At 72.5% G+C, this 26,189-nt stretch carries 20 protein-coding genes, 2 pseudogenes and 1 riboswitch; of the genes and pseudogenes, 7 read left to right on the top strand and 15 right to left on the bottom strand.

Going from position 1 to position 26,189, the window contains the following annotated elements; translation table 11 throughout:
* Positions 1–21 precede the first annotated feature (21 nt).
* The gene (locus V2W30_RS03575; RefSeq protein ID WP_338693588.1) at positions 22–801 is read right to left on the bottom strand and encodes an SDR family oxidoreductase; all 780 of its coding nucleotides are present in this window, start codon (positions 799–801) and stop codon (positions 22–24) included.
* Between the two features lie 146 nt (positions 802–947).
* Between V2W30_RS03575 and lnt the strand changes: the two genes are divergently transcribed.
* From lnt to V2W30_RS03560, 3 genes and pseudogenes are all read left to right on the top strand, one after another.
* Positions 948–2,549: an apolipoprotein N-acyltransferase gene (gene lnt / locus V2W30_RS03570; protein ID WP_338693587.1), complete on the top strand. Its 1,602-nt coding sequence runs from the start codon at positions 948–950 to the stop codon at positions 2,547–2,549.
* Between the two features lie 57 nt (positions 2,550–2,606).
* Positions 2,607–3,095 (top strand): NUDIX domain-containing protein, encoded by a 489-nt coding sequence (locus V2W30_RS03565; RefSeq protein WP_338693586.1) that lies wholly within the window; start codon positions 2,607–2,609, stop codon positions 3,093–3,095.
* Positions 3,096–3,147: 52 nt separating this feature from the next.
* A pseudogene (locus tag V2W30_RS03560) lies at positions 3,148–5,087 on the top strand (helix-turn-helix domain-containing protein).
* A 54-nt stretch (positions 5,088–5,141) separates the two neighbouring features.
* Here the strand turns inward: V2W30_RS03560 and V2W30_RS03555 are convergent.
* Positions 5,142–6,515 carry an MFS transporter gene (locus V2W30_RS03555; RefSeq protein WP_338703460.1) on the bottom strand — a complete coding sequence of 458 codons (1,374 nt, stop codon included), beginning with the start codon at positions 6,513–6,515 and terminating at the stop codon, positions 5,142–5,144.
* Positions 6,516–6,792: 277 nt separating this feature from the next.
* Here V2W30_RS03555 and V2W30_RS03550 point away from each other — a divergent pair, with 277 nt between their 5' ends.
* Complete coding sequence (locus V2W30_RS03550; protein ID WP_338693584.1) at positions 6,793–9,012, top strand: NADP-dependent isocitrate dehydrogenase; 2,220 nt, start codon at positions 6,793–6,795, stop codon at positions 9,010–9,012.
* 98 nt (positions 9,013–9,110) lie between these two features.
* Complete coding sequence (locus V2W30_RS03545; RefSeq protein WP_338693583.1) at positions 9,111–11,072, top strand: M13 family metallopeptidase; 1,962 nt, start codon at positions 9,111–9,113, stop codon at positions 11,070–11,072.
* Positions 11,073–11,131: 59 nt separating this feature from the next.
* Here the strand turns inward: V2W30_RS03545 and V2W30_RS03540 are convergent, their stop codons facing one another.
* From V2W30_RS03540 to V2W30_RS03520, 5 genes are all read right to left on the bottom strand, one after another.
* The gene (locus tag V2W30_RS03540) at positions 11,132–11,842 is read right to left on the bottom strand and encodes a dienelactone hydrolase family protein (RefSeq protein WP_338693581.1); all 711 of its coding nucleotides are present in this window, start codon (positions 11,840–11,842) and stop codon (positions 11,132–11,134) included.
* 151 nt (positions 11,843–11,993) lie between these two features.
* On the bottom strand, positions 11,994–13,499 hold the full coding sequence (locus V2W30_RS03535; RefSeq protein WP_338693579.1) for an MFS transporter: 1,506 nt from the start codon (positions 13,497–13,499) through the stop codon (positions 11,994–11,996).
* A gap of 201 nt (positions 13,500–13,700) precedes the next feature.
* Positions 13,701–14,945, bottom strand: a complete 1,245-nt coding sequence (locus tag V2W30_RS03530; RefSeq protein WP_425244476.1) for a hypothetical protein — start codon at positions 14,943–14,945, stop codon at positions 13,701–13,703.
* Positions 14,946–15,295: 350 nt separating this feature from the next.
* Positions 15,296–16,486, bottom strand: a complete 1,191-nt coding sequence (locus V2W30_RS03525) for a CaiB/BaiF CoA-transferase family protein (protein ID WP_338693577.1) — start codon at positions 16,484–16,486, stop codon at positions 15,296–15,298.
* Positions 16,487–16,563: 77 nt separating this feature from the next.
* A complete protein-coding gene (locus V2W30_RS03520) occupies positions 16,564–17,679 on the bottom strand; it encodes a HoxN/HupN/NixA family nickel/cobalt transporter (RefSeq protein ID WP_338693575.1) in 1,116 nt (371 codons plus the stop codon).
* A gap of 31 nt (positions 17,680–17,710) precedes the next feature.
* Positions 17,711–17,923: riboswitch (cobalamin riboswitch) on the bottom strand.
* A gap of 104 nt (positions 17,924–18,027) precedes the next feature.
* On the opposite strand from V2W30_RS03520, the gene V2W30_RS03515 reads away from it, so the two are divergent.
* Positions 18,028–18,378, top strand: coding sequence for a metalloregulator ArsR/SmtB family transcription factor (locus V2W30_RS03515; RefSeq protein ID WP_338693573.1), 351 nt, complete (start codon positions 18,028–18,030; stop codon positions 18,376–18,378).
* Positions 18,379–18,400: 22 nt separating this feature from the next.
* On the opposite strand, the gene V2W30_RS03510 is transcribed toward V2W30_RS03515, so the two are convergent.
* The 3 genes from V2W30_RS03510 to rho all read right to left on the bottom strand — a co-directional run bounded on the left by V2W30_RS03510 (position 18,401) and on the right by rho (position 20,656).
* A complete protein-coding gene (locus tag V2W30_RS03510; protein WP_425244661.1) occupies positions 18,401–18,823 on the bottom strand; it encodes an inorganic diphosphatase in 423 nt (140 codons plus the stop codon).
* A 153-nt stretch (positions 18,824–18,976) separates the two neighbouring features.
* Positions 18,977–19,468 (bottom strand): GNAT family N-acetyltransferase, encoded by a 492-nt coding sequence (locus V2W30_RS03505; protein ID WP_338693569.1) that lies wholly within the window; start codon positions 19,466–19,468, stop codon positions 18,977–18,979.
* A gap of 30 nt (positions 19,469–19,498) precedes the next feature.
* Complete coding sequence (rho, locus tag V2W30_RS03500; RefSeq protein ID WP_338693568.1) at positions 19,499–20,656, bottom strand: transcription termination factor Rho; 1,158 nt, start codon at positions 20,654–20,656, stop codon at positions 19,499–19,501.
* Positions 20,657–21,052: 396 nt separating this feature from the next.
* On the opposite strand from rho, the gene V2W30_RS03495 reads away from it, so the two are divergent.
* Positions 21,053–21,763, top strand: a complete 711-nt coding sequence (locus V2W30_RS03495; protein ID WP_338693567.1) for a class I SAM-dependent methyltransferase — start codon at positions 21,053–21,055, stop codon at positions 21,761–21,763.
* Here V2W30_RS03495 and V2W30_RS03490 read toward each other — a convergent pair.
* From V2W30_RS03490 to V2W30_RS03470, 5 genes and pseudogenes are all read right to left on the bottom strand, one after another.
* The gene (locus V2W30_RS03490) at positions 21,760–22,680 is read right to left on the bottom strand and encodes an NAD(P)-dependent oxidoreductase (RefSeq protein WP_338693566.1); all 921 of its coding nucleotides are present in this window, start codon (positions 22,678–22,680) and stop codon (positions 21,760–21,762) included. The genes V2W30_RS03495 and V2W30_RS03490 overlap by 4 nt on opposite strands.
* Positions 22,681–22,778: 98 nt before the next feature.
* The gene (locus tag V2W30_RS03485; RefSeq protein ID WP_338703458.1) at positions 22,779–24,098 is read right to left on the bottom strand and encodes a hypothetical protein; all 1,320 of its coding nucleotides are present in this window, start codon (positions 24,096–24,098) and stop codon (positions 22,779–22,781) included.
* Positions 24,095–24,574, bottom strand: a complete 480-nt coding sequence (locus V2W30_RS03480; protein WP_425244660.1) for a methyltransferase domain-containing protein — start codon at positions 24,572–24,574, stop codon at positions 24,095–24,097. The genes V2W30_RS03485 and V2W30_RS03480 overlap by 4 nt, the downstream gene beginning before the upstream one ends.
* 216 nt (positions 24,575–24,790) lie before the next feature.
* Positions 24,791–25,429 (bottom strand): annotated as a pseudogene (locus V2W30_RS03475) (TIGR04282 family arsenosugar biosynthesis glycosyltransferase); the annotation flags it as partial.
* Positions 25,430–25,434: 5 nt separating this feature from the next.
* Positions 25,435–26,091, bottom strand: a complete 657-nt coding sequence (locus V2W30_RS03470; protein ID WP_338703456.1) for a glycosyltransferase family 2 protein — start codon at positions 26,089–26,091, stop codon at positions 25,435–25,437.
* Between the last annotated feature and the right edge of the window lie 98 nt (positions 26,092–26,189).

The raw sequence follows: 26,189 nt of genomic DNA, 5'->3' as shown, positions 1-26,189 counted from the left end.
CGGCCTTCCGTACCGGGCCGGTCAGACGGTGTAGCCGCCGTCGACCGCGAGATGCTGGCCCGTGATGTAACCGGCCCGGTCGGAGACGAGGAAGGCGACCGCCTCCGCGATGTCCCGCGCGGTCCCGAACCGCCGCAGCGGGATGTTGCGCCGGGTGACGGCGAGAGCCGTCTCGTCCAGGTCGCCGTCCTCGATCAGCCGGGCGGCCATCCCGTCCGTGAGCATGCCGGGCCCCACACAGTTGAACCGCACCCCGTAGCGTCCCTCCTCCGCGGCCAGCGCCCGCACGAGCGCCTCGACCGCGCCCTTCGTACCGGAGGACAGCCCGTCGCGCGCCGGATAGCGGTGGGTCGCGGCCGTCGTGACCGCGACGGCGCTGCCCCGTGACGCGCGCAGCGCGGGCAGCGCGGCGTGCGCGAGGTGGTAGAAGGCGAGGGTGTCGGCGTGCAGCTGCTCCCGGAACCGGGCGGGGGTCACCTCGCTCAGGTGCACCATCGGCACGTGCGGCCCCGACGCGTACACCAGCGTGTGCACGGCGCCGAAAGCGGCGGCGGTCTCCCTGACCACGGCCGAAGCCTCGCGCTCGTCCGCCAGGTCGGCCCGGAGGGCTCGCACCGCGCCGTCCCCGGCGGACAGTTCGGCCGCCAGCTCCCGCGCGGCCGCCGCGTTCGCCCGGTACGTGAACGCGACGGCGCAGCCCCGCCGGGCCAGGGTGCGTACGACCTCGGCGCCGATGCCGCCCGTCCCGCCGGTGACCAACGCGGCGCCCTTCCGGTCGGCGAACTCTTCCTCGAACGGCACCAGGGACTCCTCGTCGGCAGGGGCGGCGATCCGGCACTGCCGTGTGTAGCCGCAGGCACCGAAGAGTGGAAGACCGCGCCGACGCGGGGATCGGAGGCGGTCGACCGGCATGTCGGCGTGACAGAGCCGCGCCGTACACTCCCCGGGTGACCGCCACCGCACCCCCCGTCGCCCCGTCGGGTGAGCCCGCCGCGCAGCCCGCACGCCGCTCCTACCTGCGGCGCCTCGCGCCCGTCGCCCTGGCGGCGGCCGCCGGACTGCTCCTGTACGTCAGCGTGCCGCCCCGCGAACTGCCCTGGCTGGCCCCGTTCTCCTTCGCGCTGCTCGGCCTGGCCGTGCACGGGCGCCGGCTGCGCGCCGGATTCGGCCTCGGCCTCGTCTTCGGCCTGGCCTACCTGGTGCCGCTCCTGTCGTGGACGGGCGTCGACGTCGGACCGCTGCCGTGGCTCGCGCTCGCCGTCGCCGAGGCGCTGGTCCTGTCCCTCGCGGGCCTGGGCATCGCCTACGTGTCGCGGCTCCCGCTGTGGCCCCTGTGGGCGAGCGGCGTGTGGATCGCCGACGAGGCCCTGCGCGCCCGCTTCCCCTTCGGCGGCTTCCCCTGGGGGAAGGTCGCGTTCGGCCAGCCCAGCGGCGTCTTCCTGCCGCTCGCCTCGCTCGGCGGCACCCCGCTGCTCGGCTTCGCCGTGGTGCTGTGCGGCTTCGGTCTCGCCGCGCTCGCGCTGCGCCTCAAGGACGTCCGCGGCACGGACGTACGGGTACTGCGCGACGGCGGCATCCTCGCGGCGGCCGCCTGCACCGTCGCCCCGGTCCTCGCCGGCCTCGCCGCCACGCCCCTCGTGTCGAACGCGGCGCAGGACGGCACCGCGCGCGTGGCGCTCATCCAGGGCAACGTGCCGCGCATGGGCCTCGACTTCAACGCCCAGCGGCGGGCCGTCCTCGACTACCACGTACGCGAGACCATGAAGCTCGCCGCGAAGATCAAGTCCGGTGAGGTGAAGCGGCCCGAGCTGGTGCTGTGGCCGGAGAACTCCTCCGACATCGACCCGTACGTCAACCAGGACGCCTACGACGAGATCCAGAAGGCCGCCGAAGCCGTCGGCGCCCCGATCTCGGTCGGCGCCGTCGTCACCGCCAAGGACGGCTCGCCCCGCAACCGGCTCATCCTGTGGGACCCGAAGACCGGTCCCGGCGCCACCTACGACAAGCGGCACCTCCAGCCGTTCGGCGAGTACATGCCGTACCGCAGCTTCTTCCGGATCTTCAGCAAGGACGTCGACCGGGCCGGCAGCTTCGTGCCCGGCAAGAAGGCCGTGGTCTTCGACATGAACGGGACGAAGGTCGGCAACGTCACCTGCTACGAGGCCGCGTTCGACGACGTCGTGCGCGACCAGGTCCGCGAGGGCGCGCAGATCCTGTCCGTACCGAGCAACAACGCGACGTTCGAGCGCAGCCAGATGACCTACCAGCAGCTCGCCATGGACCGGGTGCGCGCCGTCGAGCACGGCCGCGCCGTGATGGTCCCGGTCACCAGCGGCGTCAGCGCGGTCATCCGTCCCGACGGGTCCGTCGCCCAGAGGACCGGCATGTTCGAGGCCGACACCCTCCTCGCCGACGTCCCCCGGCGGACCTCGCTCACGCTCGCCACGCGCGCGGGCGTCTGGCCCGAGGTGTTCCTGACCGTCATCGGTGCCGGCGGACTCGCGTGGGCCTTCGCCCGCTCGCGCGCCGCACGGCGCCCGCGGGACTGACCGGCCGGACGGAGCGGTCGTAGGGGCCGTTCGGGTCGTACGGATAGGGTCGCGAGCATGGCGACTCCTGAATTCATCCGTACGATCCGTGCCTCGGCGGGACACGAACTGCTCTACCTGCCGGGCGTCACCGCCGTCGTCTTCGACGACGAGGGGCGCGTCCTGCTCGGCCGGCGGGTCGACACCGGCCACTGGGCCCTGCCCGCCGGTATCGCCGAACCGGGCGAGCAGCCCGCCGACGTCGTGACCCGCGAGGTCGAGGAGGAGACCGGCGTCACCTGCGTCGCCGAGCGCGTCGTCCTCGTCCAGGCCCTGAAGCCGATCACGTACCCGAACGGCGACGCCTGCCAGTTCATGGACATCACCTTCCAGTGCCGCGCGCTGAGCACCGAAGCCTGGGTCAACGACGACGAGTCGCTGGAAGTCGGCTGGTTCGACCTGGACGCCCTGCCGCCGCTGGCGGAGCACAGCACGTTCCGGATCAAGCAGGCCACGCAGGACGGGCCGACCTGGTTCCAGGCGAGCACGTCGGCTCCGACGACCTGAGGGGCCACCAGGGCTGGCGGGCCCTGCCGTGCAGCGGGTAATTCTGGGAAACATGTCGCAGCGCCCGTCGCCCCCGCCCGCCACCGTCGCCCCCGAGGCCCCGTTCCTGGAGCTGCTCGCCCGGGGCGCCTCCGCCGACGCGTACGAGCAGCCCGTGCTGCTCGCCCGCGCCGAGGGCGCCACGACCGCGCGGATCGCGGCCCTGGAGCAGGCCAGACGCCTCGCCCTCGGCGTACGGGCGGACATGGAGGGCAGACGGCGGCGCGAGGCCGAGCTGTCCGCGCTGTTCGAGACGGCCCACGACCTCGCGGGCCTGCGCGACCTGGACGCCGTCCTCCAGGCCATCGTGCAGCGGGCCCGCTCGCTCCTGGGCACCGATGTCGCGTACCTGACGCTGAACGACCCGGCCGAGGGCGACACCTACATGCGGGTCACCGAGGGCTCGGTCGCCGCCCGCTTCCAGCAGTTGCGCCTCGGCATGGGCGAAGGGCTCGGCGGACTCGTCGCCCAGACCGCCCGCCCCTACGTCACCGACAACTACGCGCAGGACGTGCGCTTCCAGCACACCCGCACCATCGACGCGGGCGTCCACGACGAAGGACTCGTCGCCATCCTCGGGGTGCCGCTCATGCTGGGCCCGCACGTCATCGGGGTGCTGTTCGCCGCCGACCGGCGCGCGCGGGTCTTCGAGCGCGAGCAGATCGCGCTGCTCGGCTCGTTCGCCGCGCTCGCCGCCGCGGCCATCGACACCGCCAACCTGCTCACCGAGACCCGCGAGGCGCTCGGCGAGCTGGAGCGCGCCAACGAGATCATCCGCGACCGCAGCGGCGTCATCGAGCGCGCCTCCGACGTCCACGACCGGCTCGCCGAACTCGTACTGCGCGGCGGGGGAGTGCACGACGTGGCCCGCGCGGTCTCCCAGGTCCTCGACGGCACCGTGGAGTTCGCCGACGCCGACGCCGCGCCCGGCGACGTCAGGGAGGCCGTCGAGGCCTCCCGCGCCGACGGGCACGCGGTGCGCCACGGCGCCGACTGGGTCGCCGCCGTCGCCGCGGGCGGTGAACTGCTCGGCGCTCTCGTGCTGCGCGGCCACCCCGGCCTCGACCCGGTCGACCAGCGCACCCTGGAGCGCGCCGCCATGGTCACCTCGCTGCTGCTGCTCGCCCGGCGCTCCGCGTCCGAGGCCGAACAGCGGGTCAGGGGCGAGCTCCTCGACGACCTCCTCGACGCCCGCGTCCGCGACCCCGGCTGCTGCGCGAGCGGGCCGCGCGGCTGCACGCCGACCTGGACGCCACGCACGTCGTGCTCGCCGCCCGCCTGGAGTCGGCCGGCGCCGACGCCGAGGAGGAGGCGGACGCGCGGCGCCGCCTGTGGTCGGCGGCGAGCCACCTCGCGGCGACCCGGCACGGCCTCGCGGCCGCACGCGACGGCGGCACCGTCCTGCTCCTGCCGCTGGGTACGGGCGACACCACGTCCGGCACCGCGTCGGAGGTCGCCTGCCAGGTCGCCGAGCGGCTGTCCGCCGCCGTGCACGAGACGGTCACCGTCGGCGCCTCCGACCCGGTGAGCGGCCTGGCCGCCGACAGCGCATCGGCGAGCACCGCGTACGCCGGGGCGCGCCGCTGCCTCGACGCGCTGCGGCTGCTCGGCAGGGCGGGCCAGGGCGCGGCCGCCGACGACTTCGGATTCCTGGGGCTGCTGCTCGCCGACAGCCGCGACATCGCCGGGTTCGTCGGGCGCACCATCGGGGAGGTCGTCACCTACGACGAGCGCCGGGGCACCGATCTCGTACGTACCCTCGACGCCTACTTCGCGTCCGGGACGAGCCCGGCACGGACGAAGGACGCGCTGCATGTCCACGTGAACACGGTCGCCCAGCGCCTGGAGCGGATCGGGCGGCTGCTCGGCGCGGACTGGCAGTCGCCCGCCCGCGCGCTGGAGATCCAACTCGCCCTGCGACTGCACCGGTTGGCGGGCCCGGAACCGCGCTGACCCCGTACGCGTGGGGCGCGCACGGGGTCAGTACGGGGGAGACGGGCAAGCGGGTCAGGCGCGCGCGGCCACGGATTCCGCGTCCGCCGTCTCCTTGCCGTCGAGGTCGGCGAGGTCGCGGTGGCGGGTCTCCTTGGCGACGCCGACGGCCACCAGCGTGATGAGCGCGGCGGCGATCACGTACAGGGCGATCGGCGTGGAGTCGCCGTAGCCCTCCAGCAGCGCCGTCGCGATGAGCGGCGCGGGCGCACCCGCCGCCACCGAGGCGAACTGGGCGCCGATCGAGGCCCCCGAGTACCGCATCCGCGTCGCGAACATCTCGGAGAAGAAGGCCGCCTGCGGGGCGTACATCGCACCGTGCAGGACCAGACCGACGGTCACCGCGAGGATCAGGTTGCCGAAGCCGCCGGTGTCGATCAGGGAGAAGAACGGAAACATCCACAGCCCGATCCCGGCCGCGCCCAGCAGGTACACCGGCCGACGCCCGACCCGGTCCGACAGGGCGCCCCACGCGGGGATCACCGCGAAGTGCACGGCGGACGCGATGAGCACCGCGTTCAGCGCCGTCTGCTTGGAGACACCGGCCGACGTGGTGGCGTACACGAGGATGAACGCGGTGATCACGTAGTAGCTGATGTTCTCCGCCATGCGCGCGCCGATGGCGACCAGGACATCGCGCCAGTGGTGACGCAGCACGGCGACGAGCGGCATCTTCTCGACCACGTCCGTGTCGCTCGCCTTACGGGCCTCGGCCTGGGCCAACGCCTCCTTGAACACCGGCGATTCATCGACAGAGAGACGAATCCACAGACCGACCATCACGAGGACGCCGGAGAGCAGGAACGGGATGCGCCAGCCCCAGGAGACGAAGGCCGCGTCCGAGAGGAGAGCGGTCAGCGCCGAGAGCACACCGGTCGCGAGCAGCTGACCGGCCGGAGCGCCGGTCTGCGGCCAGGAGGCCCAGAACCCGCGGCGCTCCGCGTCGCCGTGCTCGGAGACCAGGAGCACCGCGCCGCCCCACTCGCCGCCGAGGGCGAAGCCCTGGACCAGCCGCAGCGCGGTCAGCAGCACCGGGGCCGCGGCGCCCACCGTGGCGTGCGTCGGCAGCAGCCCTATGGCGAAGGTGGCGCCGCCCATCATCAGCAGACTGACCACGAGAAGCTTCTTGCGCCCGAGCCGGTCGCCGAAGTGCCCGAAGACGAGCGCGCCGATCGGCCGCGCGGCGAACCCGACGGCGTAGGTCAGGAAGGAGAGCAGGGTGCCGACGAGCGGGTCGGAGTCCGGGAAGAACAGCTTGTTGAAGACGAGCGCGGCGGCGGAGCCGTAGAGGAAGAAGTCGTACCACTCGATCGTGGTGCCGATGAGACTCGCGGCCACGATGCGCTTCAGGTGGACGGGGGTCGGCGTAGCGGGTGCCGAGGCGGCCATGGTCACCACTTCCGGGTGGGTCACGGGGACGGGGACGTTGCGATGTGGCCACACCGTAGGAAGACGCTGGTCGGGCGGACATGTGGCGGGAACCCATAGTTCGGGGCCGGGCTGTGCGTCACGCCACCATGAGTGCCGGGACGGGAGGCGGGCGGACCGCGCCGCGATCTTGGGTCCCGGGCCCCTTTCGAATACGGGGCGGTCACGAGATATCTTGATGTCGAGCAATCCGAGAAGCACAGCAGACGACGTGGAAGACGTGGAAGCGGAGTACCCGGTGACTGACTCGACCATTATTTACACGCACACTGACGAGGCCCCGGCCCTCGCGACGTATTCCTTCCTGCCGGTGATCGAGGCCTACGCGTCCACCGCCGGTGTCCGTGTGGAGACCCGCGACATCTCCCTGGCCGGGCGCATCCTCGCGATGTTCCCCGAGTACCTCACCGAGGAGCAGCGCGTCCCGGACGCCCTCGCCGAGCTGGGCGAGCTGGCCAAGACGCCGCAGGCCAACATCATCAAGCTGCCGAACATCTCCGCCTCGATCCCGCAGCTCAAGGCCGCCGTGGCCGAGCTCCAGGAGCAGGGCTACGCGCTGCCCGCGTACCCCGACGAGCCGAAGACGGACGAGGAGCGCGAGATCGGCGCCCGCTACGACAAGGTCAAGGGTTCCGCCGTGAACCCGGTCCTGCGTGAGGGCAACTCGGACCGCCGCGCCCCCGCCTCGGTGAAGAACTACGCCAAGGCCCACCCGCACCGCATGGGCGCCTGGACCCCCGAGTCCAAGACGAACGTCGCCACCATGGGCGTCAACGACTTCCGCTCCACCGAGAAGTCCACCGTCGTCCCGGCCGATGACAAGCTGAAGATCGAGCTCGTCGCCGACAACGGCACCACCACCGTGCTGCGCGAGTCGGTCCCGGTCCTCGCCGGTGAGGTCGTCGACGCCTCCGTGCTGCGCGTCGCCGCCCTGCGCGAGTTCCTGACCGCCCAGGTCGCCCGCGCCAAGGAAGAGGGCGTGCTCTTCTCCGCGCACCTCAAGGCCACGATGATGAAGGTCTCCGACCCGATCATCTTCGGCCACGTGGTCCGTGCCTTCTTCCCGGAGACGTTCGCCCGCTTCGGCGCGGACCTCGCCGCCGCCGGCCTGTCCCCGAACGACGGTCTGGGCGGCATCTACAAGGGCCTGGAGTCGCTGGGCAACGGCGCCGAGATCAAGGCGTCCTTCGAGGCCGAGCTGGCCGCGGGTCCGGCGCTCGCCATGGTCGACTCCGACCGCGGCATCACCAACCTGCACGTCCCGTCCGACGTCATCATCGACGCCTCCATGCCGGCGATGATCCGCACCTCGGGCCACATGTGGGACAAGGACGGCAACGAGGCGGACACCCTCGCCGTCGTCCCGGACTCCTCCTACGCCGGCGTCTACCAGGTCGTCATCGACGACTGCCGCGCCAACGGCGCCTTCGACCCGTCGACCATGGGCTCCGTACCCAACGTCGGCCTCATGGCGCAGAAGGCCGAGGAGTACGGCTCCCACGACAAGACCTTCGAGATCCCCGCCACCGGCACCGTCCGCCTCGTCAACCAGGCCGGCGACGTCGTCCTGGAGCAGGCCGTCGCCGAGGGCGACATCTTCCGCGCCTGCCAGACCAAGGACGCCCCGATCAAGGACTGGGTCAAGCTCGCCGTCACGCGCGCCCGCGCCACCGGTGACCCGGCCGTGTTCTGGCTGGACGAGACCCGCGCCCACGACGCGCAGCTCATCAAGAAGGTCGAGCAGTACCTGCCGGAGTTCGACACCGAGGGCCTGGACATCCGCATCCTCTCCCCGGAGGACGCCACCAAGCTGTCCGTCGAGCGCATCCGCCAGGGCCTGAACACCATCTCGGTGACCGGCAACGTCCTGCGCGACTACCTGACCGACCTCTTCCCCATCCTGGAGCTGGGCACCAGCGCCAAGATGCTGTCGGTCGTCCCGCTGATGAACGGCGGCGGCCTCTTCGAGACCGGCGCCGGCGGCTCCGCCCCGAAGCACGTGCAGCAGCTCGTCAAGGAGAACTACCTGCGCTGGGACTCCCTCGGTGAGTTCCTCGCCCTGGCCGTCTCCTTCGAGCACCTCGCCACCAGCACGGGCAACGCCCACGCGAAGGTCCTCGGCGAGACCCTCGACCGCGCCACCGGCACCTTCCTCAACGAGGACAAGTCGCCGACCCGTCGCGTCGGCGGCATCGACAACCGCGGCAGCCACTTCTTCCTCGCCCTGTACTGGGCGCAGGAGCTGGCCAAGCAGACCGACGACGCCGAGCTCGCCAAGGCGTTCGCCCCGGTCGCCGAGGCGCTCTCGACGAACGAGCAGAAGATCGTCGACGAGCTCATCGCCGTCCAGGGCAGCCCGGCCGACATCGGCGGCTACTTCCAGCCCGACCCGGCCAAGGCCGCCAAGGTCATGCGCCCGTCGCAGACCCTGAACGAGATCCTGGCGACCCTCGCCTGATCCGGTGACCAGCATCGCCCCGCCCGGTCTCGCACCGGGCGGGGCGATGCGTCGTTTCCGCTGCTGTATCACGCCGCTGACCTGGGTAGGCTGCGTCGATGAGCACTCTGGATGACGCACGCCCGGGCATGGACCCGGCGATCCGACCGCAGGACGACCTCTTCGGCCATGTCAACGGCCAGTGGCTGGCGACCGAGCCGATCCCCGAAGACCGCTCCAGCTGGGGCCCCTTCGTGCAGCTCGTGGACGTGGCCGAGCAGCAGGTCAAGGAGATCATTCAGGAGATCGCGGCGGGCGGCCCCACCAGCCTGGAACCCGACGAGGCGCGCAAGATCGCCGACCTGTACGCGTCGTTCATGGACGAGGAGGCGGTGGAGGCCCGCGGGCTCGACCCCGTCCGCCCGCTCCTCGACGAGGTCGCGCACCTCGGTGACCTCACGCAACTGGCCGCCTTCCTCGGCCGCTTCGAGCGCACCGGCGGCTCCGGCCTGTTCGGCGCCTACATCGACAGCGACGACCGGAACTCCGACCGCTACCTCTTCAACATCCTCCAGGGCGGACTCGGCCTGCCCGACGAGTCGTACTACCGCGACGAGAAGTTCGCCGAGACCCGCGAGAAGTACGAGGCGTACCTCACCGAGCTGTTCACGCTCGGCGAGCACACCGACCCGGCCGGCGCCGCGCGCACCGTCCTCGCCCTGGAGACCCGGCTCGCCGAGGGCCACTGGGAGCGGGCCGAGACGCGGGACGTGCAGAAGACGTACAACCTCACGACCTTCGACGAACTCACCGCGCTCGCCCCGGCGTTCGCCTGGCGCGCGTACGTCACCGAGCTCGGCGGCAACGACGACACCCTCGCCCAGTCCTGCGTGCGCCAGCCCTCCTACCTGGCCCACCTGTCGACGGTCCTGAGCGAGGTCCCCATCGAGCAGTGGCGCGACTGGCTGCTCGCGCGCGTGCTGCGCGCCAGCTCCCCGTACCTGCCCTCCGCGTTCGTGCGCACCAACTTCGACTTCTACGGGCGCACGCTCAACGGCACCCCGGAGCTGCGCGCCCGCTGGAAGCGCGCCGTCGCCTTCGTCGAGGGCGCCATCGGCGAGGCCGTCGGCAAGGAGTACGTGGCCCGGCACTTCCCGCCGGCCTCGAAGGCGCTCATGGACGCGCTGGTCGCGAACCTGCTGGAGGCCTACCGGCAGTCCATCGCCGCGCTCGACTGGATGACGGACGAGACCAAGGAGCGGGCGTACGAGAAGCTCGCCACGTTCCGGCCCAAGATCGGCTACCCGGACCGGTTCCGCGACTACTCGGCGCTGACCGTCGTCTCCGACGACCTGCTGGCCAACGCGTACGCCGCCGACGCCTTCGAGCACGACCGGCAGATGGCGAAGATCGGCGCGCCGGTCGACCGCGACGAGTGGTTCATGCTGCCGCAGACCGTGAACGCGTACTACAACCCGGGCACGAACGAGATCTGCTTCCCGGCCGGCATCCTGCAGAAGCCGTTCTTCGCCCCGGACGCCGACCCGGCCGAGAACTACGGCGGGATCGGGGCCGTCATCGGCCACGAGATCGGGCACGGCTTCGACGACCAGGGCGCGCAGTACGACGGCGCGGGCAACCTGAACGACTGGTGGACCGCCGACGACAAGGCCGCGTTCGAGGCCAAGTCGAAGGCGCTCATCAAGCAGTACGACGGCTTCTCGCCGCGCAACCTGCCCGGTGAGTTCGTCAACGGATCGCTGACCGTGGGCGAGAACATCGGCGACCTGGGCGGCCTGACCATCGGGCACACCGCGTACCTGATCGCGCTGGGCGGTGCCGAGGCGCCGACCGAGGGCGAACTCACCGGTTCGCAGCGGCTGTTCATGAACTGGGCCTACTGCTGGCGCACCAAGCGGCGCACGGAGCAGGAGCAGCAGTACCTGACGATCGACCCGCACTCGCCGCCGGAGTTCCGGGCGAACATCGTGCGCAACCTCGACGAGTTCCACGAGGCGTTCGCCACGAAGGCGGGGGACGGGCTGTGGCTCGATCCCGCGGACCGGGTGCGGATCTGGTGACGTGAGGTGACCCGCGGTGGGCCGGGAGGCTGAAGCCTCCCGGCCTACTCGTCCCGGGGTTACTTGATCGTGGCCCTGAGGAACTCGGTGGTGGCCGACCACGCGCGGGCCGACGACTCGGGGTCGTGCACCTCGGGGCGGCCGTCGTTGAAGAACGCGTGGTCCGCCGGGTAGGTACGGAAGTCGGGACGGATGCCCGACCGGCGCTCGATCGTCGCCCGCAGACCGTCGAGCGTCGCCACCGGGATCGTCTCGTCGCGCTCGCCGTAGTGGCCCTGGATCTCGGCCTTGAGCTGCGAGAAGTCCGGGACCTCGCCCTGGATGACACCGTAGAACGGGACGGCCGCGCTCACCCGCGGGTCCTTCGCCGCCAGATACAGGACGAAGCCGCCGCCCATGCAGAAGCCGACGGCGCCGACGGTCCGTGAGGTGACCTCCGGGAGCGCGAGCAGATGGTCCACCGCGCCCGACAGGAGCTCGACCCCGCGGTCCACGGGCAGCTCCCGCATCATGCGGAACGCCTCGGCGGAGTCGTGCGCCACGTTGCCGCCGTAGAGGTCGGGCGCGAGCGCCACGAAGCCCTCGGCCGCGAGGCGGTCGGCCACGTCGGCGATGTGGTCGGTCAGACCCCACCACTCCTGGATGACGATGACGCCGGGCCCGCTGCCCGCGGGCGGCAGCGCCAGATAGCCGTGCGCGGGCGTGCCGTCGCTGTCGAACGTCACGTTCTGGTGGGCCGGACGGCCGGTGGCCTTGGGGGTGTCCGCCACGAGGTGCCTCCTGTGCTGGTCGATCACGTACGTCTGGTGATCGCGTACGCCGATGATCACGCCCCACCATGCCACTGCCCCGCGGACGGCAACGACCGGGGGCCGCCGTCTCCCTGAAGACGGCGGCCCCCGGCCCGGAACGCGGCGGGTGTCACATGTGGACGACCGGTGCCGCGTCGGCGGCCGGCTCGGGCCGGTCGGCCGCGCGCCGGTACAGCAGGAAGGTGAGGACGGCGCCCGCCGCGAAGAAGGCGGCCGACCACCAGAACGCGGTGGTGTAGCTCTCGATCGTGGCCTGCGCCTGCGTCAGCTTGTCCGCCGGGTTGCGACCCGCCATGAAGCTGGTGGCGGCGCTCGCCGCGAGCGTGCTCAGGAGCGCGGTGCCGATCGAACCGCCCACCTGCTGCATGGTGTTGACCGTGGCGGAGGCGACGCCCGCGTCCTCGGCGGCGATCCCGCTGGTGGCGAGGGACATGGCCGGAGGCATCACGGCGCCGAGACCCGCGCCGATCACGAGCAGCGGAGGCAGCACGTCCGTGGCGAAGCTGGAGTCGAGGCCGATCCCGGTCAGCCACACCATGCCGACCGCGGCGAGCGCGAACCCGGCCGGGATGATCACCTTCGGGCCGATCCGGGGCACCAGGACGGTCGTCGAGAGCTGCGCGAGGACCATCAGGGCGGCCATCATCGGCAGGAACGCCACACCGGTCTTCGTCGGGCTGAAGCCGAGGTTCAGCTGGAGGTAGTAGGTGAGGAACAGGAAGACGCCGAACATGCCCGCACCGGTGATCAGCACGGTGATGAACGAGGCGGCGCGGTCCCGGTCGAGCAGGACGCGCATCGGCAGCAGCGGGTGCGCGGCCCGGGTCTGCCACCAGGTGAACGCGGTCAGGAGCAGGGCGCCCGCCACCAGGAAGCCCCAGGTCTGCGGGGAGCTCCAGTCGTGGGTCTCGGCGTTGGAGAAGCCGTAGACGAGGGCGAACAGACCGGACGAGACGAGCAGCGTGCCCGGCAGGTCCAGCTTGGAACCGGCCGCGTCGCGGTGGTTGCTCAGGAGCATCCAGCCGCCCGCGAAGGCCACGACGGCGAAGACGACGTTCACGTACAGCGTCCAGCGCCAGTCGAGGGTGTCGGTCAGGACGCCGCCGAGCAGCAGCCCGACCGCACCGCCCGCGCCGGCGATGGCGCCGTAGACGCTGAACGCCTTGGCGCGTTCCTTGGCCTCGGTGAACGTGGTGTTGAGCAGGGACAGCGCGGCCGGTGCGAGCAGCGCGCCGAAGACGCCCTGGAGCGCGCGGGCCGTCACCAGCATGCCGAAGCTGGTCGACGCGCCGCCGAGCACGGAGGCGCCGGCGAAGCCCGCGACACCGATGAGGAAGGCGGGCTTGCGGCCGAAGAGGTCGGCGATCCGGCCGCCGAGCAGCAGCAGGGAGGCGAAGGCCAGCGCGTACGCGGTGACGATCCACTGCCGGTTGGCGTCCGTGAAGCCCAGGTCCTGCTGAGCGGAGGGCAGGGCGATGTTCACGATGGTCGCGTCGAGCACGACCATGAGCTGGGCGATGCCGACGATGCCGAGAATCCACCAGCGACGGCGGGACTCCCGTGCGTCGGGCGGGGCCGAGGTGCCGGTGGCATCGGCCAGGGTCGTCTGGGACATGGGGCCACTCCAGGGAAGTCGCGGGGAGGAATCTCGTAAGAGAACGAAACGGTTTCGTTCTCGACTCGACGAGCGTACGGCCTGCTAAGCGAAACGGCAACGTTTCGCTGGGGGAGTGACGCAGACAACAGCCCTGGAAAACACGGGTGCCCGGCCTCCCCGAGGGGAGGCCGGGCACCGACGTGCGGCTTCGCGTGGACGTCAGTCCTTCTTCTGGGCCGTCTGGATCGCCGAGATACAGACCGAGATCGCCTGCTGGAGCTCCTCAAGACGCTGCAGCATGTCGTCCTCGATGATCTCGTCGATCTCCTCGACGTCGTCGAAGGTCAGCTCCTCGAAGGCCTTCGTCGCCTTCTGGAGGCTGCTGTAGAACTTCGCGCGCCGCTCCTGCACCCGCAGCTCGGGGTCCTTCTCGACCGTCTCGGCGACGAGGGTGCGCACGGTGTCGTACGCCTCGCGGGCCCACTCGCCCGACTCCTCGTCCTCGTCCAGCTCGTCGATCAGCGACAGGTGGCGCTCGGCCTCCTCGCGCAGCTGCTGCGGGGCCTCGATCGTCTGACCCGCGGGGGTCTTGACCTGGCCCTCCTCCGCGATCTTCCGTACGTACTCCAGCTGGCCGCCGGTCTTGGTCTCCTCGGCGACGGCCTTCTTCAGGTCGTCGGTGCGCACGATGTCGCGGGCCAGGCCCGAGCGCAGCACCGGGTCCTCGCCGAGCCGGTCCATCAGCGCCTTGCGGGCGGCCTCGGCGGTGCCCGGGTCGGCCAGGATCGCGGCCCGCAGCGCCGTCGGGTTCTCCGCGACCTCCAGGGCCTTGGTCGGCCGGATGCCCTCGGCCTCGGCGGCCTCGGTGATCGCCTGGCCGCGCACCGACGTGGCGCTGGAACGGGAGACGTAGTACGACAGCCAGACGTCGGCGTCCGGGAGCTCGATGTCGTCGCCCGGGGCCAGCGCCTCGAACTGCGGGACCAGGCCGTCGTCGGCCGCCCTGTCCCACGCCTTGTAGAAGCGCATGACGCGGTCGGCCGAGCAGCCGGCCAGCGCGGCGAACCGGCGCGCCGAGACCTTGGTCGTCTCGTCGGCGCCCTGCCCGCCGGGGCGCACGCTGCGGGCCACCTTCAGGGCGAAGGTCCAGCCGCCGGTGCGGGCGTAGACGCCGAACTCGCGGGCGTCCCGGGCGACGGCCTCCGGCACTTCGGCGGAGGCGTCGTCCGGCTCGCCGTCGGCCTCGGCTTCGTCCTCGTCGTCCAGGGAAGTCTCGGGGGCCTCGGGGGCCTCGGGGGAGACCTCGGGCGCGGCTTCCGTGGGGGGCTGCCAGAAGTTCTCGTCCGTCTCGGACTGACGCGCCTCCGGAACGTCGGCCGCGGGCGTGGGCTCCGCGACGGGCGTGTCCCCGGCGTTCTCGTCGGACGGGACGGCTGCCTCGGACGAGTCGATGGCTACGGTCACGTAGGTACTCCTGGGTGATCGGGCGCGTGAGGGTTGACGCGATACTTTATCGCTCCGATTGAGGTGTTTTGCGCGCGAGTTGTCGCGGCGCGGCCCGATCCCCGTCCCGACCCCGTGGCCGGGCCCGTCGTTCGAGGCTCCCCCTCCCACGACCGACGGGCCCGACTGCCTCGACCATGCGCCGCGGCGGGAGAGCGTGGGCACGGGAGGCTCTGTTCAGCAGGATCGCAGTGGGCGAGCCGTGTGCGGGTGGGGCCGAGGGGCCCTAGTGGGGGGCCGAACGTCCCTCGTCGGCCACGGGCGGCCCGGAGCGCGCCGCCGACGGTCCCGAGCCGGCCGGAGCCCACGCCCTATACGGCGCCCGCGTCCCGCAGCTCAGCGATCGTGGCCGCCTCGTAGCCCAGGTCCTTCAGGACGGCCTCGGTGTGCTCGCCCACCGACGGGACCGCCTCCATCCGGGGCTCCACGCCCGCGAGGGTCGCCGGCGGCAGCAGCGCGCGGACCGGGCCGCCCGGCGTCGCCACCTCGCGCCAGCGGTCGCGGCCGGACAGGACCGGATGCGCGACGAAGTCGGCCACCGTGTTGAGGCGGGCGTTCGCGACCTTCGCGCGCTCGAGGAGGGCGACGGCCGCGGCCGCGTCGAGTTCCGCGAAACGGGCGGCGACGATCGCGTCGAGCTCGGCGCGCCGGGCGACGCGGGCCGAGTTGCGGTGGAAGCGCGGGTCCGCGGCGAGCGACGCGTCCCCCAGGAACTCCGCGCAGAACGCAGCCCATTCGCGCTCGTTCTGGATCGCGAGGAGGACGGTCTTCCCGTCCGCCGCGTCATAGGGCCCGTACGGCGCGATGGTCGCGTGCGCGGCGCCGACCCGCTGCGGCTGGCCGCCCGAGTACGCGGTGTAGTACGCGGGATAGCCCATCCACTCCGCGAGCGCCTCGAAGAGGGAGACCTCCACCGCGCGTGCCGTGCCCGTCGCCCGCCGCTCGTAGAGCGCGGTGAGGATGCCCGTGAACGCGTACATGCCGGCCGCGATGTCGGCGATCGCGATGCCCACCTTGGCCGGGGCCTCGGGCGTGCCCGTCACCGACACGACGCCCGTCTCGCACTGCACCAGCAGGTCGTACGCCTTGCGGTCCGCCCACGGCCCGTCGGCGCCGTAGCCCGAGATGTCGCAGACCACGAGCGAGGGGTGCAGGCTCGCCAACTCCGTTGCGGACAGGCCGAGTCGGGCCGCCGCACCCGGCGCGAGGTTCTGCACGAAGACGTCGGCCCCGGCGAGCAGGCGGGCCAGTACCTCGCGGCCGCCCGGTGTCTTGACGTCGAGCGTCACCGATTCCTTGGAGCGGTTCAGCCACACGAAGTGGCTGGACTGCCCGTGCACCGTCTCGTCGTAGCCACGCGCGAAGTCGCCCACGCCCGGCCGTTCCACCTTGATGACCCGCGCTCCGAGGTCGGCGAGCTGGCGGGTCGCGAACGGCGCCGCCACCGCCTGCTCCAGGCTGACGACGGTGATGCCCTCGAGGGGCAGGCGGGCGGCGCTCATCGACGGTCCTCCGTGCGGGAAAGGCGTGGTGACGTGCACGCTATGCGACGCGTCCACGTCACCGCACGGCGGCCGGTCTACGCGCTGTCGGCCAGGCGCGCCGACCAGCGCTGCTCGACCTTCGCCAGCCGCCAGTAGACGATCGCCACCGCCCACACCACGACGAACAGGCCGACGATGACGTACCCGACGTTGTCGAGATCGAGCCCGGCGATCCAGCCGGTCACCGCGTCCGACAGATCGAGCTTGTCGTGCAGCACGCCGACGAGTTCGATCGTGCCGATGAAGAACGCGACCGCGATGGACAGACCGGTGATGGTGAGGTTGTAGAACACCTTGCGCACCGGGTTGGAGAACGCCCACTGGTACGCGAAGTTCATGAACGTGCCGTCGAGCGTGTCGAACAGGCTCATTCCCGCGGCGAAGAGCAGCGGCAGGCACAGGATCGCGTACCAGGGCAGCCCGGCCGCCGCGCCGCTGCCCGCCATCACCATCAGCGTCACCTCGGTCGCCGTGTCGAAGCCGAGGCCGAACAGGAAGCCGAGCGGGTACATCTGCCCGGGGCGGGTGATGGACTTGGTGAAGCGGCCGAGGACGCGGTTCATGAACCCCCGGGAATCCAGGTGCTGTTCGAGCTCCTTCTCGTCGTACGAGCCCGCGCGCATCGACCGGAACACCTTGAGGATGCCCAGCAGGGCGACGAGGTTCAGCGCGGCGATGAGGTACAGGAACGAGCCGGAGAAGGTCGTGCCGAGGACCCCGAGCACCTGGTGGGTGCGGGAGTCGTCACTGGTCAGCGTGCCGGCGAGCGCGGTGCCGCCGGCGATCAGCGCGGCCAGCAGGACGACCACGCTGGAGTGGCCGAGCGCGAACCAGAAGCCGACCGAGACCGGGCGCTTGCCGTCGGCCATCAGCTTGCGGGTGGTGTTGTCGATCGCGGCGATGTGGTCGGCGTCGAAGGCGTGCCGCATGCCGAGGGTGTACGCGGTGATGCCCAGGCCGATGCCGAAGGCCTTGTTGTCGACTTCGTAGTGGTTGGGGACGACCAGCAGGAACAGCACGCCGAACGCGACGACGTGCAGGGCCAGGATCACCGCCATCAGACCGGCGGTGCGCAGGGTGTCCTCGCGCCGCCACCGGAAGGCGGAGTCCGGTTCGGCGGGCCGCACAGGAGAGTTTGCGGGCAGGGTCATACGTCGATCACGCTCCAGCACCTCGTGGATCACTTCGTGAGATGCCGTGGCCGGTCTCCTGGCTTACGGGCGTGCGCCGTCGCTCCTGCCTTCCCAGCGGCCTCGCGGCCACCAGTGGCGTGCTGGTGCGGGGCGCTCCGGACCTGCGGTCCGGAACCCGATCACAGTGGCGAGGGCCGCTCCGGACTTGGCCCCTGAGGGGTTGTCACCGGTCTTCCCGAGCACCACGGCCCGTTCACCTTAGGGGCGTTGGTGCGTGACTGCATAGCTGCACACCTGTGCAGGTATGAAAGATCACATCGCGTACCGGGTGGTGGCGGGTGACGCGGCTGTTGAGAGAATCCGGCCATGCATCTCGTTCCGGCCGAGCGGGCCGATCACCGCACCATCGACGGCCACCGGGTCTGCGACGCCGTCGAGGCCATCGGGGACGTCGAGCGGGTGCGGGAGTGGGCCGAGCGGTTCTCGCTCCTCGCCGACCCGCACCGGCTCGCCCTGCTGCTCGCGCTGCGCCGGGTCGGCCCGCTGGCCGTGTCCGATCTGGCGGTGGCCTCCGGGATGAACGGCGCGGCCGTCTCCCAGGCGCTGCGGCTGCTGCGGGCGGCCGGGGTCGTGGCGGGGGAGAAGGCCGGGCGCGTGGTGCGCTACCGGCTGGTGGACGCGGCGGTGGGAGAGCTGGTCGACCGCGCCGCCCCGTGAGGCCAGCCGTTGCGTGGCGGGATCAGGTCCGGCGCTCGCGCGCCCGCCTGATCTCCTCGTACGCCTTCTCGCGGCCCTCCCAGTGCGAGCCCTCCACCGACTTGCCGGGTTCCAGGTCCTTGTACACCTCGAAGAAGTGCGTGATCTCCAGACGGTCGAACTCGGGGATGTCCTCGATGTCCTGGACCGTGGCGTGCCGCGGGTCGTGCGCGGGCACGCACAGGATCTTCTCGTCCGGGCCCTTCTCGTCGCTCATCACGAACATGCCGATGGCCCGGCACTCGATGGTGCAGCCGGGGAACGTCGCGTCGCCGGTCAGCACGAGCGCGTCCAGGGGGTCGCCGTCACCGCCGAGGGTGCCGTCGACGTAGCCGTAGTCCGCGGGGTACTGGGTCGAGGTGAAGAGCATCCGGTCGAGCCGGATCCGGCCGAGCTCGTGGTCCATCTCGTACTTGTTCCTGGACCCCTGCGGGATCTCCACGATCACGTCGAACGCGTCCGAGCGTGTCTGTTCGCCGCCCAATGTGGCCTCCTTGCCGCATGGCTGCCCGCTGTGCTGGACCCGAGTGTGCGCCGTGCGGAGCGAGGGCGGAACCCCTCAGGCGGCGGGTGGAACCGCGAATTCGAGTTCGGGCCTGTCCCAGGCGACGGCCGGCGGGCGCGCGGCCACCGTGCCGGTGCGGTGCGCGCCCATGCTGCGGTAGAAACCCTCGGCGGGCGGATGGGAGACGACGCGTACGCGGTCGAGCCCGGCGGCGCCCGCCTCGCCCCGCATGTGCGCGACGAGCAGCCGCCCGATGCCGAGACCCTGCGCCTGGTCGGCGACGAACATGAGGTCGAGCTCCGGCGGACTGAGGATCAGCGAGTAGAACCCGAGCACCCGGTCGTCGGCCTCGTCGACGGCTACGAAGACACGGTGCGCCTCGATGTAGTCGGGGCCGACCCGGTACCCGTCGACCATCGGCGCGTACGGGCCTTCGTAGGCGCGGGAGCCGCGCACGAGCCGGGTCAGCCGCTTGGCGTCGCGCGCGGTGGCCCGCCGGACGGCCACGGCCGGCCGCCGCCCGGGGCGCGTAATGATCGGGGTCATGGTTCGAGTATTACGCATCGCGGGGTGGGGTCAGGCGCCGGGGACCGTCCGGTGGACCTGACGCAGGAACGCGGCGTTGTCCGGGGTGTGCCGCATCTTGTCGAGCAGCGCTTCGTACGACGCGTGCCCGTCGCGCCCCTGGAGGGCCCGGCGCAGTCCGCGTACGGCGGCCAACTCGTCGGCGGGCACGAGGAGTTCCTCGCGGCGCGTGCCGGAGGGGGTGATGTCGACGGCCGGGTAGACGCGGCGGTCGGAGAGGACGCGGTCCAGGCGCAGCTCCATGTTGCCGGTGCCCTTGAGCTCCTCGAAGAAGTAGTCGTCGGCGCGCGAGCCGGTGTCGACCAGAGCCGTCGCGAGGATGGTCAGGGAGCCCGACTCCTCGGTGTTGCGGGCCGCGCCGAACAGCCGCTTCGGGCCGAGCACCGCGGCGGCGTCCACACCGCCGGACAGGGCGCGGCCGCCGGAGGCCGCCGCGTTGTTGTGGGCGCGGCACAGGCGGGTCAGTGAATCGAGCAGGATCACCACGTCGCGGCCCTGCTCGACGAGGCGCTTGGCGCGCTCCACGGCGAGTTCGGCGAGGGCGATGTGCGCCTTGGCCGGGCGGTCGAACGTGGAGGCGTACACCTCGCCGCGCACGGAGCGGCGCATGTCGGTGACCTCCTCGGGGCGCTCGTCGAGGAGCACCACCATGAGGTGGGTGTCCGGGTGGTGGGTGGCGACCGAGGCCGCGATCTGCTGGAGCAGCACGGTCTTGCCGGTCTTGGGCGGCGCGACGATCAGGCCGCGCTGCCCCTTGCCGACGGGGGCGACCAGGTCGACGACGCGGCCCGCGAGCCCGGAGGACCCTTCGAGACGCAGTCGCTCGGTGGGGTGCAGCGGAGTGAGGTCGGCGAAGCGCGGGCGGTGACGGATCGCGGCGGCGGGTGCGCCGCCGACGGTCTCGACCTGCGCGAGCGTGTGCGGCCTGCCGCACAGTCCGGTCACGAGATCGCCCTTGCGCAGGCCGAGTTGACGGATGAGGGAGGCGGGCACCTGCACGTCGTGGGACGTGGGCGTCAGGTCGGCCGCCCGCAGGAACCCCTGCCCGTTCGCGCCGATGTCGAGGACGCCGGCGGCCGGGACGGGGGCCTTGGTCGTGGTGTCGGGCTTCTGCGGAGCCCGTACCGGGGCTTCGAGTGTGGTGGTCATGGTGATCACAGGTCCTTTCGCGGACGTCGATCCGTACGCGGGCAGAGAAGAAGGTCGATCCGTACGCGGGCAGAGAAGAAGGGGGTGGGATCCGGCGAAGGTCGGGGGCGGAGTCCTGGAGGACGTCACGCCCCGTGGCCGGGGGAGAACTGGTCGTGCAGGGCGGAGAAAGAGCCCGTCAGAACCTGCTGACCAGGGATGACACGCATGGCGACGCCGATGGAAACGCTGGGCGCCCACACGCTGGAGAGAAGGAACCCGAACGGGAACCTGAGGTGGATCCGGCACCGGCGCCTCACAGTGGGCGTACACAAGTGCCACGCAGACCGTACCACCCCACCCCCGGTGCGCGGCAAGAGCGGATTTCGGCGGGCGGCCGACCTATGCTGAGCCGCGATGTTCACACCCCAGGGCCCCACCCTTCGCGAGCTGGCCGTTCAGGCGCTGTCGTCGGTCGAGCGCGGCTACGACCTGCTCGCGCCGAAGTTCGACCAGACGCCCTTCCGCACCCCCGACGCCGTCCTCGACCCGGTCACCCGCGCCCTGCGCGCGTCGGGCCCGTACGAGAACGGGCTCGACCTGTGCTGCGGCACCGGTGCCGGGCTCGGCGTGCTGCGCGAGGTGTGCACGGGGCGGACCGTGGGCGTCGACTTCAGCGCGGGGATGCTCCGGGTCGCCCGGGACGAGGAACCGGACGCCTCGTACGTGCGCGGCGACGCGCTCGCCCTCCCCTTCGGCCCGGCCTTCGACCTCGTCGTCAGCTTCGGCGCGTTCGGGCACTTCGTGCCCGGCCAGTACGCGCGGTTGTTCTCCCAGGTGCGCCAAGTGCTGCGCCCGGGAGGGCGGTTCGCGTTCCCGCTGCCGGCCCCCGCGCGGCCCGGTTCGCTCGCGTACTGGGCGATGCTCGGCTTCGACGGGGCGATGCGGGTGCGCAACGCGCTCTGGCGGCCGCCGTTCGTCATGTACTACCGCCCGTTCATACTCTCCGACGTACGAAGGGAGTTGGACCGCGCGGGCTTCGACGTGACACTGCGGGGGTTGCCCGACCTGGGGAAGCGCCCGGACGGAAGCCCCCGCTGCGGCCTGGTCGTCGCCACGCGCCGCTAGGCGGCGCCTTCCTTGAAACCCTGCCGCCACGACGGGTAGCGGGGCTCCCAGCCGAGCTCCCGCTTCGCCTTCGCGTTCGAGAAGCCGCGGCCCTGCGTCATCATCACCACCGCGACGTCCCCCGCGACGAGCCGGGCCAGCCAGACCGGCACCCGCAGCGGCGGCTTCGCGCCCGCGCAGGACGCCAGGTACGGCAGCCACTCGCTCGCCGGGGCCGGATCGTCGTCGACGATGTCGAACACGCCGCGCACCCGCTTCTCCACGGCGAGGACCGTGGCGCTCGCCGCGTCGTCGAGGTGGATCCACGAGCTGTGTCCGGTACCGCGCCCGACCAGCGGGAACCGCCGTTCGCGGACCAGCGCGACCATGTCGTCGGTCGCGCCGGGACCGTAGAACGCGCCGTAGCGCAGGACCGTGCCGCCGGCCGCGGCGACCGCCGATTCGACGTACCGGATCGACGCCATGCCGGGCTCCGCCACCGTCCCCGTCATCGGGTCGAGCGGGTCCTCCTCGGTCTTGACCCAGCCGCCCTCGCGCAGCCCGTTCCAGCTCGCGTGGCCCTGGGCGACGACATGGCCGACACCGACCGCCTCGGCGGCGGCCAGCAGATGGTCCGTGCCCTCGACGCGCAGCCGGTTCGTGGTCGCGAACCAGCGGTCCATGTGCTTGATGTCGGCCTTGCCGGCGATCGACGTCATCTGGTGGACGATCACATCGGGGGCGGCCTCGGCGACGGCCTGCCCGACCGAGGACGCGTCGAGCCCGTCCATCACGACACCGTCGGCGCCCAGCTCCTTCAGGAGCCCCAGCTTGCCGGCGCTCGTCGTCGTCGCCGTCACCTGATGCCCTCGCGCCACGAGCAGCGGCACCAGCCGCCGGCCGATCGCCCCGCTCCCGCCCGCCACGAACACGCGCATGACCCTCACCTTCCCGAAGCCGTCAGAGGCTGTCCTCCCCTGGGACGGGGTGGGCCGCCGTTCTGTGACATGGCGGCGGGTCCGCGCGGGGGCAGGTCTCACCACCCCGTGAGCAGCAGCGAGTTCAGGGCCGTCGCCAGGACGGCCTGGGCCGTGAGCCAGGCACGGCGGTGCCGGTCGGGGAGCAGAGCCCCGGCCGCGAGCAGCCAGGTCGCGAACGGCAGCCAGATCCGCTCCGTCTCCGCCTTGCTCATGCCCGACAGATCGGCGGCGAGCAGGGCGAGGAGCACCCCGGTGACCAGCAGCGCGAGCCGCCGCTCCGCTCCCTCCCGCTGCCGTACGCGCCCGGGGACGCGCCGCAGTCCCGCGACCGTCGCGGGGCCCACCACCAGCACCGCGCACGCGAGATTCGCCCACACCCAGTAGCCGTACGGCCTGATGCCCCCGGCCCCTTCGTAGTAGCGCTCCACCAACAGCCGGTACGCCTCCCACCAGTTGAACCCGGCCAGCGCGAAGGCGACCGGCACGACGGCGGCGCCCACCGCCATGAGGGGGAGCGGCCGCCACGTCCGGGCGAGCAGCAGCACCGTGCCGATGACCACCGCCAGGAGCGTGAGCCCGTACGAGAGGAAGCAGGTCACGCCGAACAGAACTCCCGCCGCCGGCGCGGCGGTTCGGCTTCCGCGGGTGGCCGCGAGGACCGTGCACGCCACCGTCCACGCGGCGACCGCGGCGAAGTAGCCGTCGGCCGAGGTGCCCACCCACACCGCGGCGGGCGCGAGCACCAGGAACGGCGCCGCCCGCCGCGCCGTCCGCTCATCCGCCAGCGCCCGTACGGCCACCAGCACCGCGACCGCCGCCGAACAGCCCACGGTGATGCACCACACCCCCGCCCAGGCGCCGCCGCCGAGCCCGATCCGGTCGAGCCAGACGAAGGTGAGCGTGGCCCCCGGCGGATGCCCCGCCACATGCGCGGGCCAGTGGTCGGGCGAGCCGATCAGGATGTGCCGGTGGAAGTCCCGCAGCGTCGCCGGGATGTCCCGGAAACGGTCGATGACCTGGAGATATTCGTACGAGGTGGTGAGCCGCCGGGCGATGCCGCGCTGCCAGCCGTCGATGAGGGCGAGGGACCACGTCCAGGCCATGGAGGCGCCCCAGGCGCTCCACAGCAGCCCGCGCCACGGCAGCCGGGCGGCGAGCGGCGGGCCGTAGCCGACGACGAGTCCGGCCACGGCGAGCGCCGCCGGTGTGCCCGGCCCGACATGCGGAGCCCAACGGGCGTACAGAGGAGGCCAGTTGACATGCAGGGTGCCGTAGTGGTGCTCGATGTACGCGCCGACGCCGACGGCGGCGGCCACCAGGAGGGCGGCCGCCGCGACCGCGAGCAGATCCCGGCGCAGGCCGCTGTCCCGACTCATCGGGATGCCCCCGACCGGAGCGCCACGAACCAACGGTCGCCGACCTCCCAGCGGGCGATCGGGCGCCATCCGGTCGCCCGCGCGTGCCGCTCCACGGCCCGGACGCCGAGCCGGGCCCACGGGAAGAGCGCGCCGGTCGCGCCCTGCCCGTCGGCGACGCGTACCTCCACCCGCTCGTCGACGTCCTGCGCCACGGCCTCCACAATCAACAGGCCACCAGGAGAGACCAGGTGGGCGACCCGGGCGAGCAGTGCGCGCGGATCCCCGCCGATGCCCACGTTCCCGTCCATCAGGAGCGCCGTGCCCCACGTCCCCTCGTCGGGAAGGGCGTCGAAGACGGAGCGGCGCAGCGCGGGCCCGCCGAGGCCGCGCGCCCGCTCGACGGCGGCCTCGCTCACGTCCACGCCCAGCGTGCGCCGCCCCACCGCGGCCAGCGCCGCCACCAGCCGGCCGGGGCCGCAGCCGATGTCGAGCACGGCGCCCTCGCAGCGGTGCAGCGCCGACAGATCGGCGGCGTCGGCCCCCGCGCACCAGCGCTCCACCTCCAACGGCAGCAGCCAGCCGTCGGCGCGGCGCAGGAACAGCGGGCCGCGCTCCTGCGCACGGCCTCCGCGTACGGGTCGGCGCACCAGGGCGGGGCGGTGTCCGGTGTCGTCGTGGTCATGCCGCACCCCGCGCGTCGCCGCGGTCGGCGCCCCGGTCAACCGCCGATACTCCGCGGCGAACCGTCCGCCCGGCGCGAGCGCCGCGACCCGCTCGGCATCCTGTGCCGTGTCCACGTCGAGGACGCGCGGCAGGTCCCGTACGCGCAGACCCGCGTCGGTCAGCCGGGCCCGCTGGGCCGCGCCGGTGAACGGCGTCGACATCGGCACGCCGCGCAGCAGCGCCGGGTCCGGTGCCGCGAGGCCGAGCGCCCAGAAGCCGCCGTCCTGCGCCGGACCGAACCAGGCGTCGCAGCCGTCCCACGCGTCCGGCGCGAGCGCGGGCGCCAACAGCTTTGGCAGGGAGGCGAGTTGAGGGGTGTCCATGCCGACGAGCAGCGCGGGGCCGCCCGCCACGTCCGCGAACGCCGCCGCGAGCCGTTCGTCCAGGCCGCCACCGCGTTGTCGTACGACGTCGAAACCGGGCGGCAGCCAGGGGCCCGGCGCCCCTTCGAGGACCAGGACGCGGCGGCGCGCGGGAGCGGCGAGGACGGCGTCGCACGTGTCGCGCAGCGCGGCCTCGGCGAGACCGGCCGCCTCCTCGGGTGTGAACGGCGGGGTCAGGCGCGTCTTCACCCGCCCCGGCACCGGCGCCTTCGCGATCACCAGAAGCGTGGTCACGGAACTCATCGGGGTCATCGGGCCGCCCCCTGCGCGAGCACGGCCCGCATGTCCCGCACGGCGTGCCAGGTGCCACGCCACGTCCCGGTCACCTTCGACTTCCCCGCGCGCGGCCGGTACGGCACGTCGCGCTCCTCCACCCGCCACCCCGCGTCGGCGGCCCGCACCACCATCTGCAACGGGTAGCCGCTGCGCCGGTCGGTGAGCGCGAGCCCGAGCAGGTCCGTGCGGCGTGCGGCGCGCAGCGGGCCCAGGTCGTGCAGGCGCAGACCGGTGCGGCGGCGCACCATGCGGGCGAGCGCGAGATTGCCGGCCCGCGCGTGCGGCGGCCACGCCCCGCGCCCCTGCGGCCTGCGCCGGCCGAGCACCAGATCGGCCTCACCGCGCGCGACCCTGGCGACGAACGGGACGAGCAGCGCCGGGTCGAGGGACGCGTCGCAGTCGCAGAAGCAGACCACGTCCGCGGTCGAGGCGGTCAGGCCCGCGTGGCAGGCGGCGCCGAAGCCGCGCCGCGCCTCGCTCACCACGGTCGCGCCGAGGTCCCGCGCGATCCGGGCGCTGCCGTCCGTGGACCCGTTGTCGACGACGACGGCCCGCCAGCCCGCCGGGATCCGGGAGAGCACCCAGGGCAGGGCGGCCGCCTCGTCCAGGCACGGCAGGACCACGTCCACGGAGACCGGGCCGATGCCGGGCCCGGGGGCATCGTCGGGGGAGTCGGGAGAGGAGGAATCGGGAGAGATCACGGCTCTCACCCTACGAATCGGAAACG

This window comes from Streptomyces sp. Q6 (assembly GCF_036967205.1).
GTDB classification, from domain to species: Bacteria; Actinomycetota; Actinomycetes; order Streptomycetales; family Streptomycetaceae; genus Streptomyces; species Streptomyces citrinus.
Note: the sequence above shows the minus strand (reverse complement) of the source record. Positions and strands in the feature narration are given on the sequence as shown.

Coding starts and splice junctions, on each gene's coding strand:
- V2W30_RS03520 (WP_338693575.1), bottom strand. CDS start 17,679: ATGACCCTGCCCGCAAACTCTCCTGTGCGGCCCGCCGAACCGGACTCC.
- V2W30_RS03505 (WP_338693569.1), bottom strand. CDS start 19,468: ATGACCCCGATCATTACGCGCCCCGGGCGGCGGCCGGCCGTGGCCGTC.
- V2W30_RS03490 (WP_338693566.1), bottom strand. CDS start 22,680: ATGCGCGTGTTCGTGGCGGGCGGGAGCGGGGCGATCGGCCGGCGGCTG.
- rho (WP_338693568.1), bottom strand. CDS start 20,656: ATGACCACCACACTCGAAGCCCCGGTACGGGCTCCGCAGAAGCCCGAC.
- V2W30_RS03510 (WP_425244661.1), bottom strand. CDS start 18,823: ATGGACCACGAGCTCGGCCGGATCCGGCTCGACCGGATGCTCTTCACC.
- V2W30_RS03555 (WP_338703460.1), bottom strand. CDS start 6,515: ATGGCCGCCTCGGCACCCGCTACGCCGACCCCCGTCCACCTGAAGCGC.
- V2W30_RS03525 (WP_338693577.1), bottom strand. CDS start 16,486: ATGAGCGCCGCCCGCCTGCCCCTCGAGGGCATCACCGTCGTCAGCCTG.
- V2W30_RS03565 (WP_338693586.1), top strand. CDS start 2,607: ATGGCGACTCCTGAATTCATCCGTACGATCCGTGCCTCGGCGGGACAC.
- V2W30_RS03515 (WP_338693573.1), top strand. CDS start 18,028: ATGCATCTCGTTCCGGCCGAGCGGGCCGATCACCGCACCATCGACGGC.
- V2W30_RS03495 (WP_338693567.1), top strand. CDS start 21,053: ATGTTCACACCCCAGGGCCCCACCCTTCGCGAGCTGGCCGTTCAGGCG.
- V2W30_RS03485 (WP_338703458.1), bottom strand. CDS start 24,098: ATGAGTCGGGACAGCGGCCTGCGCCGGGATCTGCTCGCGGTCGCGGCG.
- V2W30_RS03545 (WP_338693583.1), top strand. CDS start 9,111: ATGAGCACTCTGGATGACGCACGCCCGGGCATGGACCCGGCGATCCGA.
- V2W30_RS03535 (WP_338693579.1), bottom strand. CDS start 13,499: ATGTCCCAGACGACCCTGGCCGATGCCACCGGCACCTCGGCCCCGCCC.